Here is an 18,589-nt window from a genome sequence, read left to right as displayed (position 1 = left end):
AAATAACCGGCTTGACCCTTGTTGTTTGTTTTCATCGCTTGCTTCCTATAATTAATGTCTTGTATAACGCTAAGACAATTATGAAATGGAAGACCCTACGTTTATTTGCTGTTTTCTTTAGGGGCATATATTTACACTGCTGTACGCAACCTGTTCTATGGCTTGGCTTTTTTAGAATTTATAGGCTATTCCGATGGCTGCACGTTGGTTTTTCATGGAGCCTCCCTGGGCTTTATGCAGGTCGGCCAACCCGTATTGATAACTGGCATTTATTTGCCAGTTTTTATCAAACTGGTATCCTATAATGCCGCCGACACCATAATCGAAACGTTTTAGGGCAGGTCTTCCTGTCTCCCCATTCGTTTTGAACAGGTTCACGCCACCGGCTTTTGCCAGGACGCCATAACCGACATAAGGGCCTACGCCTATAAAGGCTTTCCCACTGCCTAGCTGCCCTTGAACCATTCCATAGAGCGGAATTTCTACACCAACGGATTTGAACTTGGTAGTTGATTGAGTTGATTTGGATTCTAGGTTCGAGATGTCATAATACACATCAATCCCGGATTGCAAGGCAAAATTGGTACTCAGATCGTATTTAACGAAACCGCCAAAGGAACCGCCTATTTTCCTTTTACTTTTAAAGTTTTTCATATCACCACCTAAGCGGTAATTAGATAGATTTGGTCCGGTTTTAATACCGAATGATACAGGTTTGTCCTGAGCTGACATTTGTAGGGAAAGAAATAGGGCGCCGGCTGCTAGGAAAAATGTGATTGCGTTCTTATTCATCGTTCTAAAATTTAATTTTGTTTTTAATGTTGAACAAAAGAACGATGGATGATCCGCTATTGAAAGGTGCAAGCGACAGACCTAAGAATTTGCCCTATGAACTATAGAATGGAAGGGATGAAGTTTTCCGTGTTTGGAGCTATTCCACGATCCCGTCCATCCATCGCAGAAAGTCGGGGACGCGTACACGACTGACTAGCACCTCATGTGGACATGTGGGTACAAAGGAAAGTTTCAGTCGGCTGTTAAAATATTTGTTAACACTTTCAATAGCTTTTACGTTCGCAATGCAGTTACGTGATACGCGGAAAAACAAGCGGCTGTCAACCTGCTGTTCTAGCTGATCTAAAGTATAATTAATAATATACCGTTTATCGTGAAGGGTGTGGAGAAAAACGACGCCGTCTTCACTATAAAAATGCGCGATATCAGTGGTTTCTATGTAGTGATAATTTTCTCCCTTCGATATCAGGAAACGATTTTTGGTTTTAACCGGCAGGATTTGCTCAAAACGCTTGGGGTCGGTTATATAGTGGTGGTTATGAAAGATGTTTTCGAATTTGATTAAGGCCGCTTCTAACTCCTTCTCATCAAAAGGTTTTAATAGGTAATCGATGCTGTTCAGCTTAAAGGCTTTGATGGCATGTTCATCGTAAGCGGTGGTAAATATGACAGGCGTGTTGACCTTTACATGGTTGAATATTTCGAAGCAATTGCCATCGGCCAGACGGATATCCATCAAAATTAAATCGACAGAAGATGCTTTCAGGAAACCAATGGTATCGATAACTGTTTTGGTTTGCTTCTCCAGGAGGTAACCGGAGCGTAGTTTCGCCATCATCCGTTTTAATTCTTCGTATGCAAATCGTTCGTCTTCTACTATTAGGTATTTCATTGTTGGATATAAGGGATTTTTACAATAAATAGATCGCCGGTATGCGTCACGACGACGTCTTTGGCATACAGCTTATATTGCTTGGTAATGTACTTGAGTCCTATACCGCCTTTATCCACATCGCTAGACGGTTGAATGTTATTTTCAATCGTAATATAATCAGGGTCGACCGTAATTTTTATGTGCAACAGTGATTCTTCGGTTGCGATATTATGCTTAAAAGCATTCTCTATCAGCAGTTGCAAAGTGAGCGGAATAATTTTGTTCTTTTCACAGTCCGCTATTTTATCTACCGTAAAAGTGAACGAGTTTTCGAACCGCATCCGCATAAGGAAAAGATACGAATCCAAGGCATCTAATTCTTCCGCTACCGAAACAACCGGCTGCCGGGTAAGAGAAAGTACATACCGATAGGTCTTGGAGAGGGCTTTGGTGAATTTATTGGCATTGTCGGGATTGATATAGATTAATGAAGAAAGTACATTCAACGAATTGAAGAGGAAGTGTGGGTTTATCTGTGATCTTAAGGTTTCGTGCTGGAATAACAGCACTTTGCGCTTGGCTGTTTCGGAGTCGGCTATAGCTTTTTGTTCCGACTGGAAATAATAGATTAATTCAAATACCAACAGAATTGGGATATTGGTTGTCATGGCAAATGCAAATTTCACCAGGAAGGGGGGAAGACCTTCCTCAGGTATATGAAATACGTCGTAGATCATGTAATTAAACATCCACAGAATGACCAAACAGATCAATGTGATGCCTATAAGGCCCGCCACAATACGATAAAATATATTTTTGGAATAAGGTAGATATTTATTTAAAAGTAGCAGTAAGCCATAATCAGCAAAACACATGATGAAGATAACGATATAATGTGCTGATAACTGTATGTGGAAATTAGCCCATAAATCTTCCTTCATGAGAATAATGCTGAAAAGCATTTGACACAAAGCATAAATCAGTGTGGAGAAGAAAAAAATGAACAGTTTTTTTATATTTATTCTTTTCACCCGAGGCATGCTCAAAAATAAAGTTTCCAGCGAAGATTTATTACTAAATCTACTCCTTTTCTGATGAACTTCATTTTTTAAGGGATGAATTTAACTGGTTATGTTCTTTTTGTGAATATTTTCTGAATGGGTATCATTGGTAGCCACCTAAGGTCAGTTAATTTTTACAACATATGCAAGAAACTGAACGTTATTTTAACGCGAGCGGCGGCGGGGTCGGCCGTCGTGCAAATTATTGAGGAGCGCTTGTTACCTTAATACTTGCTCGAAATTCAAGAGGCGTTAGTTTTGTGTGTTTTTTGAACAGCTTACTAAAGGATTGTGGATGTTCAAAACCCAAGCCATAGGCAATCTCGCTTACGGAAGCCGATGTGGTCGATAATTTTTCTTTAGCCATTTCAATGACTTTATCCTGTATATGTTGGCGAGTGTTTTGTCCGGTAATATGCCGCAACATCGTGCTGAGGTAATCTGGTGTGATATGAAGTTTTTCACTGATATAGGACACCGTTGGCAAGCCCTGCCGAGTCAGTAGCTCGCTGCTACAATAGTCCACTAGAATTTTTTCAAAACGGGTGAGAATTTCGTGGTTGTTTTTTTCCCGGGTGAGGAACTGTCTTTTATAGAATCGTTGTGAATAGTTCAATAACAACCCGATCTGTGAGATGATGATGCCTTTGCTAAATTCGTCCATATTTGAAGCGTATTCGTGTTGTATATTCGCGAAAATTTGAGCAATAATCGTTTCTTCTTTTTCTGATAGGAAAAGTGCTTCATTGATCGCGTAATTGAAAAAATCATATTGTCTGAATTTTTGCGATAGCTCGGTATTCCATAGGAAATCAGGATGGATAAGTAAAATCCATCCTGATGGTTTATTCTTCAACTGTTGTTCGTCAATCGTAATATCCAGTACCTGATTAGGAGCAAAAAAAGACATGAGTCCTTCATCAAAGTCATAATCCTGCCGTCCGTACTGCCATTTACCGATAACATTCTTTTTAAAGGCAATGGAATAAAATCCCTGCGTAAAATGCAATAGCATTTCATCGTGGTACATTTGACCGTAGTCTACCAAGCTGATCAGGGGATGCTCCGGCTTGGGCAACCGATTTCGCTGATGAAATTCGCTAATTGTTTTAATATGCGTGAATGTTTTCATTACCCAAAAATACGAAGAAATTAAAGATTCATTCCACCGGATATTTCAATACGTTGTGCATTGATCCAGTACGCTTCATCGGTACATAAAAAGGCAACCACAGCACCAATATCGGTGGGTAAACCAACGCGTCCTAATGCTGTATCGGCAGCCAGTGCTTTGTTAAGGGTTGAATTATCTCGCACTGCGCCGCCCATAATGTCGGTTTCAATGGCACCTGGTGCTACCACATTGGCACGAATTTTACGGGCACCCAGTTCTTTTGCCTGATATTTGGTTAGTACCTCCAAACCGCCCTTCATTGCTGCGTAGGTTGCAAATCCAGGGGTTGTAAAGCGGGTAAGCCCACTGGAAATGTTAATAATGCCACCGCCATTGTTCATAATCTTTAAGGCATGTTGTGTAAGAAAGAATGGTGCCATTAAATGGATGTGTATCATGTCTTTAAACTCGCTGATGCTCGCGGTCTCAAAGGGTGCGGGTGCAATTTGTCCGGCGTTGTGTACGAGATAATCAATAGTCGAAGCCTGAAAACGGTTGTTTAATGCCGGCAGTAGTTTATCCGAAAAGAAGGGTTCGTAATTTTCATAGATGCTCACATCTAAAGGTAAGGCCAATGCTTTCTGTCCTATTTTTTCAATTTCAGATACCACACTGTCAGCAGCAGTTTGGTTAGATTGATAAGTTATCACTACATCTAATCCTTTTTTGGCGATATTGATAGCCATATCTCTTCCCAAGCCACGACTTCCGCCGGTAACCAATGCAATTTTATTTGTACTCATGATTTTAATTTTTTCTTGATACAAATTTCAGGATGTAATGAATTTGGTTTGTAGCCCAACCCCGACACTTTGTAGCCCAATCAGTATTACAGCCGTTGGCCTGCATCAGCACGTAACTGAACAGGATGGGGACACGGTTAAAGTTTAATTCGACAAACATTTACAACAGAATATTTATAATTTTAAAGCATGAAGCTTCTACATACAAAAGACGGGGTTGCCTTTGTACGTCACCGCGCATTTGCGCATCGATTCTTACTACCTATTGGTGAATATGTAAATTGGAAGCTCCAGCATGAATGGGATGATTACAACGAGCTTTACCATGCCGTAAACTTTATCGAACAGTTAAGTGCCATTGATGGCCTTTGGCTTGAACCACATACCTTGGAGAAAGAGGGCAAGCTGATGGGCGTTCTTTTCATCGTTGGCGGGATGTTGGAAAAGCTGGGAGACGCAAAAAAACTCGACGAGGGAACCCTGCTGCTGAAATATTTTCATATTGTGAGCAAGGGGAATGGTTATGGATCTTATTGGTTGCAGCGTGTTATCGTGCCCCACTATCGGGAACGTGGCTTTCGTGCGATCGCTATTAGTAGTAGTCACCCAAAATCGTTCAATTTTTATAGTAAACTTGCGCAAGAAACAGCAAGTTATTACAAAGCGAGTGATAATGGGATTTATCAGCGGCCGTGCAAATCATTTAAGCTGAGTTTATTACCTTAATACTTGTCCGAATTCAGGTGGGCCGAGTGATTAGTAAAAAAGGTGTTTATTGCATGTTTGTAACATTACTCCCTGCGTTGAGTAATTTTACTCAATACATTGAGTAAATCCAAATGAAAGCGATATGTTCATCTCGTATCATAGTAAAACGCCTTTCCTAAAGGCATTAGGCGTATAACCTGTGTTCTTTTTAAAGAAAAAATTAAAATTAGGTTGATCAGAAAAACCCACCGCGTAGCTTATTTGATCCAAGGTCCAGGTAGTTTGTATTAAAAGCGCTTTGCATTCATCCAAAAGTCTTCCCTTAATATGCGTACTTACATTCTGCCCGGTTCGTTTTTTAAGAATCCGGTTTAAATAATTGGGATGCAGATTGAGGGAGAATGCAAATTCCTGTGCAGTTCGGAGCCGGATAGGGTTTTCATAGTTAATTTGAGAGACTTCTTCTTCCAGTAAACCAAAAAAGCGATGAATATGGTCGTACTCTTCATCTGTTCGTTGCGGAACAAGGTAATTGGATTTTCGGGCACTTTCAATCATCAGTAGTTGTATATAGGCCTGAATAGCATCATATCCCAATTCATTACCTTGCTCTTGATACATGCTTTCCCAAAGACGGTTAAAGCTGGGAAGGTCTCTGTCTTCTATCCGGATGACTGATTTTGACTTGTCTTTAAATAAGTTCAGTCGCTCTAATGTTGCTTTCAACATGGGGTGGTGATTGATAAAATCCCTTTTGAAAAGCAGGTAATATCCGGCCGATTCTCCTGAAGTCTTCTGCCAGGAGATAATATCATTGGGATGAATAAAAAGTAGAGTCGGCGTATCGATTAAATACTTGTTGAGCCCTAAGGTGAAAACTCCTTTTCCGCCGGCGATCATCAGAATTTTATAGAAGTCTCGTCGATTAGCGGAGAGGTAATTACGGCAGTCTTCAATCTCACGATTGAACACTTTGATGGGGGGACGGTCGTGGGCTTCCCGATATATAGGTGTAAGTTCCGGGAAATCACGAAGCCGATCTATCGCTTTGTGGTCCATGCTCATTTTCATAGACGTGGTTAGTTTTCGTTCCATAAAGTTATCAAAAATCTTAAAATTTTTGGTCAGGTTTGATTTTCATAAAATCCGGCTTTTTTTTCCTATAAGAATCCTTCCCTATCCGCTGCAACTTTGTCTTAACAAAACGAAATAAAAACATAACAACTAAAAAGCAATAGTATGGAAATCAATCTCAATGAATCAAGACAGGTTGTGCAGCAAGCTAGGGCAAAGGCTATACAACTCAATGTAAATGTAAATATTGCGATACTGGATACGGCCGGACATCTTAAGACTTTTGAAAGGATGGATGACGCCTTCTTAGGATCCATGGACATTGCCATCAAGAAAGCGAAAACGGCCAGCCTTTTTAGAACCAGTAGCGAAAACGTTGGCGAATACCTAAAACCTGAAGCAGGAACCTACGGCATGGTAAACACCAACAATGGTCTGGTGGGATTTGCCGGCGGACTTCCAATTCTGAAGGATAAACGTATCATCGGCTACATCGGTGTATCAGGCGGTGCCGTTTCGGAAGACTTACAGATTGCAACCGCGGGAGCGGAAATTTTTAACCAAAATTAATTAGAACACTAATAAACATTTCATTACCAATTTTAAAACGATAAAAAAATGGAAACTAAAACAATTTTAATTACAGGAGCAGGTTCAGGATTCGGAAAAGGAGCTGCATTAGGAATGGCTAAAAACGGACACAACATCATTGCAACGGTACACGTATCATCACAAGTAACCCCGCTTCGCGAAGAAGTTGCTGCCTTAGGTTTGTCTGATAAAATCCGCGTGGAACGCTTGGACCTTACCGATCAGTATGATATCAAACAAGCCTTAAAATGGGACTTTGATATTCTTTGGAACAATGCCGGAATGGGGGAGGCGGGGCCCGTTTGGGAGATTCCGGTAGACCTGGTACGGAAAAACTTTGAAGTGAATGTTTTTCTCCCGCTGATTCTTACGCAAGGGGTGGTGCAGCGATGGGTGCGAGAAGGCAAAAAAGGAAAAGTGGTATTCACCTCGTCGATGGGAGGTTTGTTTACACCTGCTAACTGGGGCACCTATGTTTCTACCAAACACGCGCTGGAATCTTTGGCAGAAGCCTTGCAGCAAGAGCTTGCAGGGTATGGTATCAAGGTACAGACCATTAACCCCGGTGCTTATTATACGGGATATAACGAAACCATGGCTGATAATCCGTTCCGTTGGTTGGATGATGAAGTCAACTTTACGAAAAGAGCAGACCTTCGCAAAGGTTTTGATAATTTCTTTGCTACACCGGAAGGAAAAATGGATCCGAAAGAAATGATAGATCGCATGATTGAAATCGTGCCGGCTGATGAAGGGAAATTCAGAAATGTAGTTCCTAAAGTGATTGAAGATATGCTCAAAGATCATCAATTGAAAGCTTGGGAGAATCGCATTTGATTTTAAAGGAAAACAAGCCTTAACCAACGTTGAGGCTTGTTTCGATCAACTAACTAAAAGTATAATACTAATGAAACTATTATTAATTTCTCTTTTTATGATTTCATTTTCGATAGCGTCAGCTCAAAATTACAGCGAAGCGGAATTGGCCAATAAAGAAATTATTACAAACGCTTTTCACGACTGGCAGGAGGGGACGGGTAATTTTTTCGATTTATTGACGGACGATTTGCATTGGGAAATAACGGGGTCTACACCTTACTCAAGGGTCTATAACTCCAAAAAGGAATTTTTGGATCAGGTGATTATTCCGCTCAACAAGAAATTGAAGGTAAAAATCAAACCAACGGTACGTAATATTTTTGTTGACGGTGATATGGTAATTGCGCTTTGGGATGGCGAAGCTACGGCGCTGGACGGAAAACCTTATCGTAGCTCGTATTCATGGTATATGAAGGTGAAAGATGGCAAAATAACCGAAGTAGTTGCTTTTCTTGACGGGATTGAATTTAGTGATATCATGGAGCGGATACTTGTTGAAGAATAAAAACCTCAATTGTCATGACTTCTTCATATAACACCTAATTAGACCAATTAGTCTAATTAGGTGTTATCTTTGTGGACCAAATGGTTCAATATATGAAAAAATTAGAAAATAAGGTTGCGCTGGTTACAGGCGCTTCAAAAGGGATCGGCGCCGCTATTGCCAAAAAGTTGGCAACAGAAGGTGCTGCGGTGGTGGTTAACTATGGTGCTGCGCAAGCGGATGCAGAAAAAGTAGTTGCCGAAATTGTAAGCAATGGAGGTAAAGCGATTGCCATTCAAGCGGATGTATCCAAGGCAGCGGATGTGGATAGTCTCTTTGCGGAAGCGCTTAGCCGGTACGGCAGCTTGGATGTGTTGGTAAACAATGCAGGGATCTATGAGTGGGCTCCCATTGAAGCGTTTACAGAAGAAAGTTTTCACCGTCAGTTTAATATCAATGTATTGGGACTAATTTTAGCATCGAAAATTGCCGTGAATAGTTTTGGAGAAAAAGGAGGGAGCATCATCAATATTGGTTCGGTCGTATCGAGCGCTACACCTGCCGGCAGTGCCGTGTATACCGCGACTAAAAGTGCCGTTGATGGAATTACTCGTGTGTTGTCAAAAGAATTGGGCCCTCGAAATATCCGCGTAAACTCGATCAATCCAGGGGTGGTGGCTACGGAAGGTTCACGCGCTGCCGGTTTTGTGGGAAGCGAATTTGCAGAGGCCATGGCGAATGAGACACCGCTGCGTCGTATTGGAGAGCCTGATGACATTGCGGCCGTGGCGGCGTTTTTGGCATCTGACGATTCAAAATGGTTAACCGGAGAGCTTATCCTGGCGAGTGGTGGCTTGCGGTAATGTTTTTTCTATTAAAATCAATAGCTTTGCCTCTGTTGGGCAAGGCTATTTTTTATGAGAACAAAAGACTTTGATGAGAACGAGATATTAAAGAAAGCGATTTCTATTTTTTGGGAGAAAGGTTATCATGCGACTTCCCTGTATGATTTAATAGAAGGCCTCGGCATCGGGCGGTCAAGTATTTACCATGCCTTCGGCGACAAACATAAGCTGTTTGTAAAAGCGCTTGAGCGATATCAGGAGGAAGCCACCGCACGTATTGAAGCCGCCCTGAGCGATGCATCCTCCGTTAAAGAGGGAATTAAGGCACTCTTGCGTATCGGTGTTGTGGATAGGCTCGACAGTGCATGCCCTAAAGGATGTTTTAAGGTGAATACGGAGGTAGAGCTTGCTACCCATGATGAATTGATCAGGAAGGTGCTGCGCGACGATGAACGGCTAATTGAAGAGGCACTGATCAAAGCGATTAAAAAAGGACAGGCTGACAGGCAGATCAACGCTTCCAAAGATCCAAAGGTACTTGCGCATTTTTTATGTAACACCATCACGGGGTTGCGCGTGTATTCCAAAGTTCGGAGCGATCGTTCATTTTTCGAAGGCGTCATCGAAACGGCCTTGTCGGTGTTGGATTAACCATGTATATCTGTTCGCAAGCGCACACCTAGGTGTTCGTAATCGCACATTGATTAGCGGGGAAAGGGGCCGCTGGATGTCTTTTATCAACAAATAAGTAATTTGGCAGCTTTATTGAAGGTGATGGTTACACCCGATAATCTGCATACGATGTTAAAAAATTATCTCAAGGTAGCTTGGCGAAATCTGGTTAGAAACAAGGTACATGCCGTGATCAATATTTTTGGTCTGGCATTCGGTATGACCATTAGTATCTTGATTGCTTTATGGATTTGGGATGAGGTGTCATTTAACAAGCGCTTCAAAGATAATGAGCGTATTGTCAAGGTATTACACCATTCTTCCGACGGCCTTCATATCAATACCTTTAATACGATATCCATTCCGACAGCCGAAGAACTCAAAGATAAGTTTGCACAGGATTTTGAGGGAATCGCCTTGTATCGTAATGGGCGAGCAACGCTGACAAAAGGGAATGGGGAGGAGAAGGCCATTAGCCAAGGTTTTTATGCTGAACCTGCATTCCCTGCTATTTTATCTCTGAACTTAACAAGGGGATCTCTTGGTGATTTCACCGACCCATCCACCATCTTAATCAGTGAACGCCTTGCGGCGGTTCTTTTTAACCAAGAGGATCCAATAAATCAGACTATTAAAATAAACAATGAATCGTCTGCAAAGGTTATTGGTGTTTACCGGAACTTTGCACCCAATACCGATTTTAATAAACGGGACTTTATTCTTCCCTGGAGTCATTTGCTTGCGACGAGACCATGGGTTAAAAGGGCTTATAACCAATGGAATAATAATTCCTTTTATATTCTAGCTAAAATAGCGAAGCGTGCTGATTTAAAAAAGGTAACTAATAAAGTAAAGAACCTGCTGGTGGGTAAGCCTAATCGGGATGATCATCCCGAGATTATCCTTCAACCTGCTTCTGAATGGCATCTGTACAATGAGTTCAAAAATGGCAAAAATGTGGGCGGTAATATCCAGTTTGTGTGGATGTTTGGATTAATCGGCGTTTTTGTATGTCTATTGGCCTGTATTAATTTCATGAACCTCAGTACTGCGCGATCTCAGAAGCGGGCAACCGAGGTGGGGATTCGAAAGACAGTTGGATCTTCGAAAGCGTATTTGATTATTCAGTTTTTAAGCGAATCTGTACTGATTGCATTTTTTTCGGCTCTTGTAGCCATCGTATTGGTTTGGCTAGCCTTGCCTTGGTTCAATAACCTAGCTAATAAGGAGATTGTTTTTCCATTGCAGGCTCCGCTATTTTGGTTGGCCATTTTTCTGTTTGCACTGTTGGCCGGGCTGTTATCCGGAAGTTATCCGGCGCTATACCTGTCTTCATTTAAACCGGCGGGGGTGTTAAAAGGCGTGATGAAGGTGGGACGCTTTGCGGAGATATCGAGGCGCTCGCTAGTTATTTTTCAGTTTACGGTTTCGCTTTCGCTGATTATCGGAACGGTAATCATTTATCAGCAGATAAACTATGTCAAAAACCGACCGTTGGGTTATAATCAAAACGGCTTGATCAGTGTGGAAATAAATACGCCGGATTTAAGGTTGCCAGGTGTTTATAATGTTTTGCGGAACGAGCTGCTGAATTCGGGGTATGTAGAGAACATGGCTGCGGCCTCTAATACTGCCACCGGCATCAATAACCATTTTGATGGTTTTGATTGGCCGGGGAAACAGCCTCATATCAATCAAAGTTTTGGCGTCTCTTACGTGACGCACGATTTTGGAAATACGGTAGCATGGGAATTTAAGGAGGGACGGGGTTTTTCAAGGGATTTTCCGACCGATAGCAATGCGGTTATTCTGAACGAAGCTGCGGTGCGGTATATGGCTTTACAGCATCCGGTGGGAGAGACGATAAAATTCGAGGATGTGCCCTATAAGGTAATTGGTGTGATTAAGAATGTGTTAATGGAATCGCCTTTTGAGGAAGTATACCCCAACGTATTTATGCTGAGTTACAATAACCTGGAAGCGATAACGATTAAGATCAAACCTAACGTAAGCACTGCGAAGGCGCTTAAAGCAATTGAGGTCGTACTAAAAAAATATGATCCGGCATCGCCATTTGCCTATAGTTTTGTGGACACAGACTATGCAGATAAGTTTTCCTTTGAGCAGAAAATAGGGAGTCTGGCTTCTTTATTTGCCGGCTTTTCTATTTTTATCAGTTGCTTGGGCATTTTCGGTTTAGCAGCGTTCATGGCCGAACAACGGACCAAGGAGATTGGCGTACGGAAGGTGCTGGGAGCGACGGTGTTCAATCTCTGGATTTTACTATCAACGAACTTTTTGCTGTTGGTCGTCATTTCCTTTTGTTTGGCGATTCCTATTTCGTGGTATATGATGGAAAATTGGTTGGCCGATTATGATTATCGTACGAATATTTCCATATGGGTCTTTGTTTTAACTGCGGTTGGGGCGGTGGTTCTTACCCTGGCTACCGTGAGTTTTCAAACGATAAAGGCAGCCTTGGCAAATCCGGTAAAATCGCTGAGGAGTGAATAGATTTTGTTTGCGGCACTATATGGCGTGTCAGTTTCAGTTTTTCTTTCCGATCCAGCCTAAGTGAGTATGTTTGAAATTGTCATTAAACTTTAATCCATAGCCAAGCGCCCGATCCATGGCCGAATGTCCAAATAAAATGATGCCGGATAAGCCGAGCATCTGACTATCCAACCAATAAGCCAAAATTAAAACGACTATGGCCAGTAATTTATGATGAAAAAAGTTATAAAGTGCGGCACCTACCCGTGGGTTGATTACATAACCAAGCATAGAAAGGTCCGGTAAGAGCAAACAGGCAGGGAAAACCCACCAGCTATAGTCCAGTTGGCTGAATAGGAGTATGGAAAGTAAAAGCTGTCCTAGTTCTTCCAGTTTTAATAGCGTATTCATCAAGGTTTTTATCTTGTTTAGGAACTACCCAATGTGTCGAGTAAACTTACTTAATACTGTGCATAAATCAAAACTGTCGAAAGCTCAATTTTTCCATTAAAACTTGTTTAAGCTACTAATCCGTTGTCTATTGATTTTTGTCTTTTACCGTTTATTTCTAACTTTACAATGGTTGTAATCTTCTTTTGCGACCGCCTACACAAGGTGTCTTGATTTTCGTAGTCAATGAAATCTTGTTTAGAATGAATTACATGTTTTGATAATGATTAGAGGACTTTACGAGACGCATATACAGGTGCGTGATCTAGAAATGGCAACCAAGTTTTATACAGAAGTATTGGGACTTAAGTTTGCACATCGTGATGAAACAAGGCCAATCGTTTTTCTATGGATTGGCCAAGATAAGGAATATATGTTGGGGCTTTGGGAAACCAAAGAAAACTTTCAGCCACGGCATTTTGCATTTAGGAGTACGAAGGAAGATATCTTAAACCGGGCACAACAGTTTTTAACAGACAGAAGGCTTCAGCCTTACAATTTTCTTAAAGATGGAAGTGTGCAACCTATGGTGTTTGCTTGGATGCCGGCTTTGGCGATCTATTTCAATGATCCGGATGGCAATCAGCTGGAATTTATTTCAATTTTAGATGGTGATGGAAAACCTGAATTGGGGGTAATCTCGTATAAGGATTGGTTAAACCAATAAGACCTCCTTAAGCATCTCTAAAGACCGGAAAATGAGCCGCCGAGGAATCACTTATGATGCTTTCTGCTTTTTCTTATTTAATAACAAGTGTATGTTGGTGTTAGATAAGAAATTTAATTTACTACGACGATATCTTGCATCTAAAAAAGAAAATAAGTAAATTTGAATATAGGTTTAGGTTTTAAACCCCTCCTTACCGCCCGGTACAACATGGAGGGGTTTTATTTTTTTAGCATTTTCATAGCGCTACTTAAACAAACTGTACATTACCGCACAGTAGTTGTTCGTATCCGAACATGATTTAAATGCCTAAATAGGGTTTTGTGAGCTACAGGAAGGCAATTTGGCTTTTGGCTTTGTAATTGTGCGTTTCTGTAGTAATCCGTTCATTATGCTTATTAACTACTTAAAATCTGCCTGGCGTACACTGTGGAAAGATAGGTATTATGCCCTTATCAATGTCTTTGGCTTAGCGGTATCGACCGCCGTATTTCTATTGTTAGTTCATTTTGTTCGCTTTGAATATAGCTATGAGAACTTTATTAAAAAAGCAGATGATTTGTATCGCGTAACGTTGGACAATTATAACGGATCTGAATATGTGGATACCGATTGTGAAACTTTCCCGCCCTTAGGGCCATTTTTAAAACGGGAAATGCCGGAGGTGCTGGATTTTGCCCGGTTACAAATGTTGGAGGATAATAATGAAATTCAGTATAAACATCGAGCCTTCCGGATTGAGCATATTTATGCGGCGGATCCTTCTACTTTTTCTTTATTTGAAGTGCCTTTCGTTAAAGGAGATGCCGACAGTTTTCATCGACCCTATCAATTAGTCTTATCTGAAACGGAAGCAAAGCGAATTTTTGGATCGGAAGATCCCATTGGAAAAACTGTTAAGCAAGAAAATACGCTATATACGGTTACCGGTGTTTTTCAGGACTCACCGGCAAACACACACCTTAAGCTGGATGTATTGGTTTCTTTCTCTTCATTGAATGCATTAGGCTGGTCAATCGATGATAATTGGGGAGGAAATAACAATTATCTATATATACAATTGCCGCCAAAAATAGATGTCAACGCCTTTAATGCAAAATTACATGCGCTGACGAAGAGCAAGTTAAATGAAAGGGTCAGAAACGTTTTTAATGCGGAACCGATTAAATCAATCCACTTGCATTCGCATAAATTCTTCGAACCGGAGGTGAATGGCGATGTTAAAGCGGTTAATTTTCTGGCCGTTATTGCGCTGTTGATCTTGCTTGTGGGATCGGTGAATTATGTGAACCTTACCACGGCAAGAGCGTCTGATCGGGTGAAAGAGATTGGTATGCGTAAATTGTTGGGCTCTTCCAAAGGACTGCTCATTCGCCAACTGCTCTTAGAAACGTTGATTATTAATGTGGCAGCTATAGGTTTTGCGATGTTGTTGATCGTTACAGTCTTACCTTTTTATAGACAGCTGATTGGGCAGGATAATTCGGTTGACCTGCTGGGTACTGGATTCTTTTGGTTGAGCATCGCCTCTTTACTTTTGTTTAATTGCGTTATTTCGGGACTATATCCAGCTTTTCAATTGGCGGCTACTAAACCGATTAAGGTGGTAGGCCGAGTCTTTACGACCGATAAAGAGGGTAGTTTCTTTCGTAAAGCGCTTATTGTGGGGCAGTTTGTAGCTGCCATGGTGGTGCTATCAGCCACCTTAATCGTTTTTCAACAATTGAAATTTTTAAAAAACCAGGATATCGGTTTAAACCCCTCGGAACTATTGGTAATCCGTGGGCCAAAAACTGGTGCTGATTCGCTACGTAGCCAAAAAGGTCTGGCCTTTAAGAATAGCTTGCTCGCCTTGCCCGAAGTGGAGAAGGTCGCACTTTCCGATGCGGTGCCTACAGCGCTGTATGATGTTAGCACTTCTGTGGGAATCACACGTTACGGTGCTACCGACAAAAATCGATATAACTACAATCTCTATGGCATAGACGAAGACTTTGTTCCTACCAATGATATCAAATTATCAGCAGGTAAGAACTTTGAAAAAGGGTCACTAAATGAAAATAAACTCATTATTAACGAAACGGCGGCAAAATTGTTGGGCTTTGAAAGTCCGGCAGCCGCGGTAGGTGGACTGATCGATTTATGGGGAGCCAAAAGAACGGTTATAGGTGTAATACGTGATTTTCATCAGCATTCTTTAAAGGAAGCCGTGCCACCAATGATCCATTGGTATAGCACAAGAAGTGATTTCTTTACCGTAAAGCTACAGACCGACCATGTTGCGAGCAGTTTGCTGACGATTGAGAAAGAATGGAAAGCTGTCTACCCTGAATATGCCCTGAATTATCATTTTATGGACGAACTATTGGATCAGCAGTATCAATCTGACCGTCGATTTGGCGAGGTAGTGGGTGTTTTCTCCGTATTGGTGCTTCTGATTACCTGTTTGGGTGTTCTGGGTTTAACTACCTATACTATTCATAAACGTACCAAAGAGATCGGTATTCGAAAAGTGCTGGGCGCTTCGATACCTGATATCGTAAGCTTATTGTCGTTTGAATTTGTAAGATTGATTGCACTGGCTTTGGTAGTGGCAATTCCCATAACCTGGTATGCCATGAACAACTGGCTGCAAAATTATGCGCTGCATATCCAGATCCCTTGGTGGGTGTTTGGGCTGGTCGGTTTATTTGCAGTAGGTATCACAATATTAACCTTAAGCTATCAGACGGTTAAAGCCGCTTGGATGAATCCGGTTGAGTCCTTAAAAAAGGAATAAATATACTGATAGGTCCTGATAAACCCCGAAGGCTATGTCTTTAAATACTGATTTAAGTAGCTTGCAGTAACACTGGTTTTGTTTTTTAATAGCTGTTCTACGGTTCCTTCAAATACAATTTCACCGCCGTATTTTCCGGCCCCGGGCCCAATATCAATAATCCAATCTGCTCTGGCAATGATGTCGAGGTTATGTTCAATTACAATAAGCGTATTGTTTTGATCAACCAGCTGGTTCAGAAAAATCAATAATTTTTCGGTGTCGCTAGGATGGAGGCCTGTGCTCGGCTCATCCAAAATAAGGATATTGCCGGAACCACTCAGCTCTTTTGTTAATTTCAGGCGTTGTCTTTCTCCACCTGAAAAAGTATCTAACCGTTGACCAAGCGTTAAGTATTCCAATCCCAACTGAATTAACAAGTTAAAAGCTTTTGAAAACAGGGGTTCAGGAAAAAGGGAAATTGCATCGGTGATGGTCAGCTTCATCACATCGGCAATGCTCAACTTGCGGTAAGTATATTGCAAAACTTCGGGGTCATATCCCGAACCGCCACATACCTCGCATGGTTGTTCGATGTCGTCTATAAATGCAAGATCAATCTTTTCTACTCCCAAGCCTTTGCAGTTTTTGCAGGCCCCTTCGCTGTTTCTGCTAAATAGTTTTTCTGATACCTGATTGGCGTCAGCAAAGAGCTTTCTAAGGGCATCAGATAAATGAAGGTAGGTTAATACATTGGATCGGACATTGCTTACGAAGGCCGATTGATCAATGATGGTGGCTTGGGGATAAAAATCCGGTAGTACACCATGAATTAAGGTGCTTTTTCCGGAGCCGGCTACACCGGTGACAACGGTAAAGACACCTTCGGGAATGCGCACGGAAACGTTTTTTAAATTATTTTTGGTGGCATTTTTGATTTCCAGATATCCCTTAGCCTTGCGTGGATTTTTATTGAACGAAGGACGCTGTGCGAAATAGCGGCCCGTTTTTCCATCCGATTGCTTGAGACCTGCAAAGCCGCCCTGGTAGATGATTTCGCCGCCATTGCTGCCCGATCCCGGCCCCATGTCTACTACTTGATCGGCTATTTTAATGAGATCCGGATCGTGTTCTACGATCAGCACGGTATTTCCTTTGTCTTTTATCTGATGGATGATCGAAGCGATATGTTGAACGTCCTTTGGATGCAAACCAATACTGGGTTCATCAAAAATATAAAGTAAATCGACCAAACTACTGCCAAGGTATTTCACCATTTTAATCCGCTGCGACTCGCCACCGGATAATGTGTCTGTTCGCCGGTCCAGCGTTAAGTATTGCAAACCAATATCGCAGATGTTTTGGAGCTTTTTGGTTATTTCCTGAAGAATGACGGCATAGGCTTCGGATTGTAGGTTATTAATGAAATGCAATAACTCATCGATAGCTAATACGGTGCAATCTGCTATATTTTTTCCGCCTATTTTACAAGAGAGTACCTTCTTATTTAATCGTTGTCCTTTACAGGAAGGGCAAGTTTGTATACTTATTATCTGCTTTAAGGCCTGTTTACGTGTATGATATTCCTTGGCATCTTTTCGTAAAAAAGCTTGTTCAATTCGCGGGATTACGCCTTCATACTTTACCGTCTTGCCCCAATTTTTATCGGGGTGCGGAGGTTTATGCTCCGAAGCATAAAGTAACCTATTCCACTCGTCTTCGGTATAGTCCTTCAGTTTTTTATCGTTGTCAAAATAACCGGCATATACATAGCGGGTCCAACGCCAGCCACCAGGCTGGAAGGTTGGAAATAAAATAGCGCCTTCGTTTAACGACTTCTCCTTATCGATGAGCGTGGACACGTTGACGGTCTGAACAAAGCCTAATCCCTCACATTGTGGGCACATGCCCTGGGGGTTATTAAAAGAAAAGACATTAGAATACCCTACAAAAGGCTGGCCCATCCGCGAAAACAGAAGCCGTAAAGGAGCATATACATCGGTTGCTGTGCCGACCGTAGAACGTGCATTGCCCCCTAGTCTTTTTTGATTGATAATGACCGGAACATTGAGATTTTCAATCCGATCTACATCGGCAACGCCATAGTGCTGTAAGCGATTTCGGATAAAACTACTCTGCGTTTCATTGATCTGCCGTTGTGCCTCTGCACCAATGGTTTCAAACACCAAGGATGATTTGCCGGAGCCGGAGACGCCCGTAAAAACGGTGATACTTTTTTTTGGAATCTCGAGTGAAATATTTTTAAGGTTATTTTGCCGTGCATGGATGATTTTGATAGAAGACATGTTTTTTTATTAACT

General features: G+C 41.6%; 17 protein-coding genes. 9 read left to right on the top strand and 8 right to left on the bottom strand.

Features of this window, described 5'->3' with window-relative positions:
- Window positions 1–171 precede the first annotated feature (171 nt).
- From ACH11B_RS23515 to ACH11B_RS23495, 5 genes are all read right to left on the bottom strand, one after another.
- Complete coding sequence (locus ACH11B_RS23515) at window positions 172–792, bottom strand: porin family protein (protein ID WP_013667611.1); 621 nt, start codon at window positions 790–792, stop codon at window positions 172–174.
- 139 nt (window positions 793–931) lie between these two features.
- Window positions 932–1,687 carry a LytR/AlgR family response regulator transcription factor gene (locus ACH11B_RS23510; protein WP_377610649.1) on the bottom strand — a complete coding sequence of 252 codons (756 nt, stop codon included), beginning with the start codon at window positions 1,685–1,687 and terminating at the stop codon, window positions 932–934.
- Window positions 1,684–2,610, bottom strand: a complete 927-nt coding sequence (locus tag ACH11B_RS23505) for a sensor histidine kinase (protein WP_246860307.1) — start codon at window positions 2,608–2,610, stop codon at window positions 1,684–1,686. Before ACH11B_RS23505 ends, ACH11B_RS23510 begins: the two co-directional genes overlap by 4 nt.
- Before the next feature lie 322 nt (window positions 2,611–2,932).
- Entirely contained in the window at window positions 2,933–3,862 is a 930-nt protein-coding gene (locus ACH11B_RS23500) for a helix-turn-helix domain-containing protein (RefSeq protein ID WP_377610647.1), read from the bottom strand.
- Between the two features lie 20 nt (window positions 3,863–3,882).
- Window positions 3,883–4,647 (bottom strand): SDR family NAD(P)-dependent oxidoreductase, encoded by a 765-nt coding sequence (locus ACH11B_RS23495; protein ID WP_377610645.1) that lies wholly within the window; start codon window positions 4,645–4,647, stop codon window positions 3,883–3,885.
- A 189-nt stretch (window positions 4,648–4,836) separates the two neighbouring features.
- On the opposite strand from ACH11B_RS23495, the gene ACH11B_RS23490 reads away from it, so the two are divergent.
- On the top strand, window positions 4,837–5,373 hold the full coding sequence (locus tag ACH11B_RS23490) for a hypothetical protein (protein WP_377610643.1): 537 nt from the start codon (window positions 4,837–4,839) through the stop codon (window positions 5,371–5,373).
- Between the two features lie 138 nt (window positions 5,374–5,511).
- Here ACH11B_RS23490 and ACH11B_RS23485 read toward each other — a convergent pair whose 3' ends face one another.
- Window positions 5,512–6,450, bottom strand: a complete 939-nt coding sequence (locus tag ACH11B_RS23485; RefSeq protein ID WP_377610641.1) for a helix-turn-helix domain-containing protein — start codon at window positions 6,448–6,450, stop codon at window positions 5,512–5,514.
- A 144-nt stretch (window positions 6,451–6,594) separates the two neighbouring features.
- On the opposite strand from ACH11B_RS23485, the gene ACH11B_RS23480 reads away from it, so the two are divergent.
- The 6 genes from ACH11B_RS23480 (at window position 6,595) to ACH11B_RS23455 (ending at window position 12,414) form a co-directional block, all read left to right on the top strand.
- Window positions 6,595–6,999, top strand: coding sequence for a heme-binding protein (locus ACH11B_RS23480; RefSeq protein WP_130855285.1), 405 nt, complete (start codon window positions 6,595–6,597; stop codon window positions 6,997–6,999).
- Window positions 7,000–7,047: 48 nt separating this feature from the next.
- Window positions 7,048–7,857 (top strand): SDR family oxidoreductase, encoded by an 810-nt coding sequence (locus tag ACH11B_RS23475; RefSeq protein ID WP_377610639.1) that lies wholly within the window; start codon window positions 7,048–7,050, stop codon window positions 7,855–7,857.
- Between the two features lie 70 nt (window positions 7,858–7,927).
- Window positions 7,928–8,404 (top strand): nuclear transport factor 2 family protein, encoded by a 477-nt coding sequence (locus ACH11B_RS23470; RefSeq protein WP_377610637.1) that lies wholly within the window; start codon window positions 7,928–7,930, stop codon window positions 8,402–8,404.
- Between the two features lie 92 nt (window positions 8,405–8,496).
- Window positions 8,497–9,246: an SDR family NAD(P)-dependent oxidoreductase gene (locus ACH11B_RS23465; RefSeq protein WP_377610635.1), complete on the top strand. Its 750-nt coding sequence runs from the start codon at window positions 8,497–8,499 to the stop codon at window positions 9,244–9,246.
- Between the two features lie 54 nt (window positions 9,247–9,300).
- Complete coding sequence (locus ACH11B_RS23460; protein ID WP_377610633.1) at window positions 9,301–9,879, top strand: TetR/AcrR family transcriptional regulator; 579 nt, start codon at window positions 9,301–9,303, stop codon at window positions 9,877–9,879.
- A 150-nt stretch (window positions 9,880–10,029) separates the two neighbouring features.
- The gene (locus tag ACH11B_RS23455) at window positions 10,030–12,414 is read left to right on the top strand and encodes an ABC transporter permease (protein ID WP_377610631.1); all 2,385 of its coding nucleotides are present in this window, start codon (window positions 10,030–10,032) and stop codon (window positions 12,412–12,414) included.
- A gap of 33 nt (window positions 12,415–12,447) precedes the next feature.
- Here the strand turns inward: ACH11B_RS23455 and ACH11B_RS23450 are convergent, their stop codons facing one another.
- Window positions 12,448–12,804, bottom strand: coding sequence for a DUF4260 domain-containing protein (locus ACH11B_RS23450; protein WP_377610629.1), 357 nt, complete (start codon window positions 12,802–12,804; stop codon window positions 12,448–12,450).
- Window positions 12,805–13,066: 262 nt separating this feature from the next.
- Here ACH11B_RS23450 and ACH11B_RS23445 point away from each other — a divergent pair, with 262 nt between their 5' ends.
- Both ACH11B_RS23445 and ACH11B_RS23440 read left to right on the top strand, forming a co-directional pair.
- Complete coding sequence (locus ACH11B_RS23445) at window positions 13,067–13,510, top strand: VOC family protein (protein WP_377610627.1); 444 nt, start codon at window positions 13,067–13,069, stop codon at window positions 13,508–13,510.
- Between the two features lie 391 nt (window positions 13,511–13,901).
- Window positions 13,902–16,289, top strand: coding sequence for an ABC transporter permease (locus ACH11B_RS23440; RefSeq protein ID WP_377610626.1), 2,388 nt, complete (start codon window positions 13,902–13,904; stop codon window positions 16,287–16,289).
- 32 nt (window positions 16,290–16,321) lie between these two features.
- On the opposite strand, the gene ACH11B_RS23435 is transcribed toward ACH11B_RS23440, so the two are convergent.
- Window positions 16,322–18,574 (bottom strand): ATP-binding cassette domain-containing protein, encoded by a 2,253-nt coding sequence (locus ACH11B_RS23435; RefSeq protein ID WP_377610624.1) that lies wholly within the window; start codon window positions 18,572–18,574, stop codon window positions 16,322–16,324.
- Between the last annotated feature and the right edge of the window lie 15 nt (window positions 18,575–18,589).

The organism is Olivibacter sp. EAT-5 (genome assembly GCF_044784325.1).
Classification (GTDB): domain Bacteria; phylum Bacteroidota; class Bacteroidia; order Sphingobacteriales; family Sphingobacteriaceae; genus Olivibacter; species Olivibacter oleidegradans.
This window is presented reverse-complemented; position numbering and strand designations above follow the sequence as displayed.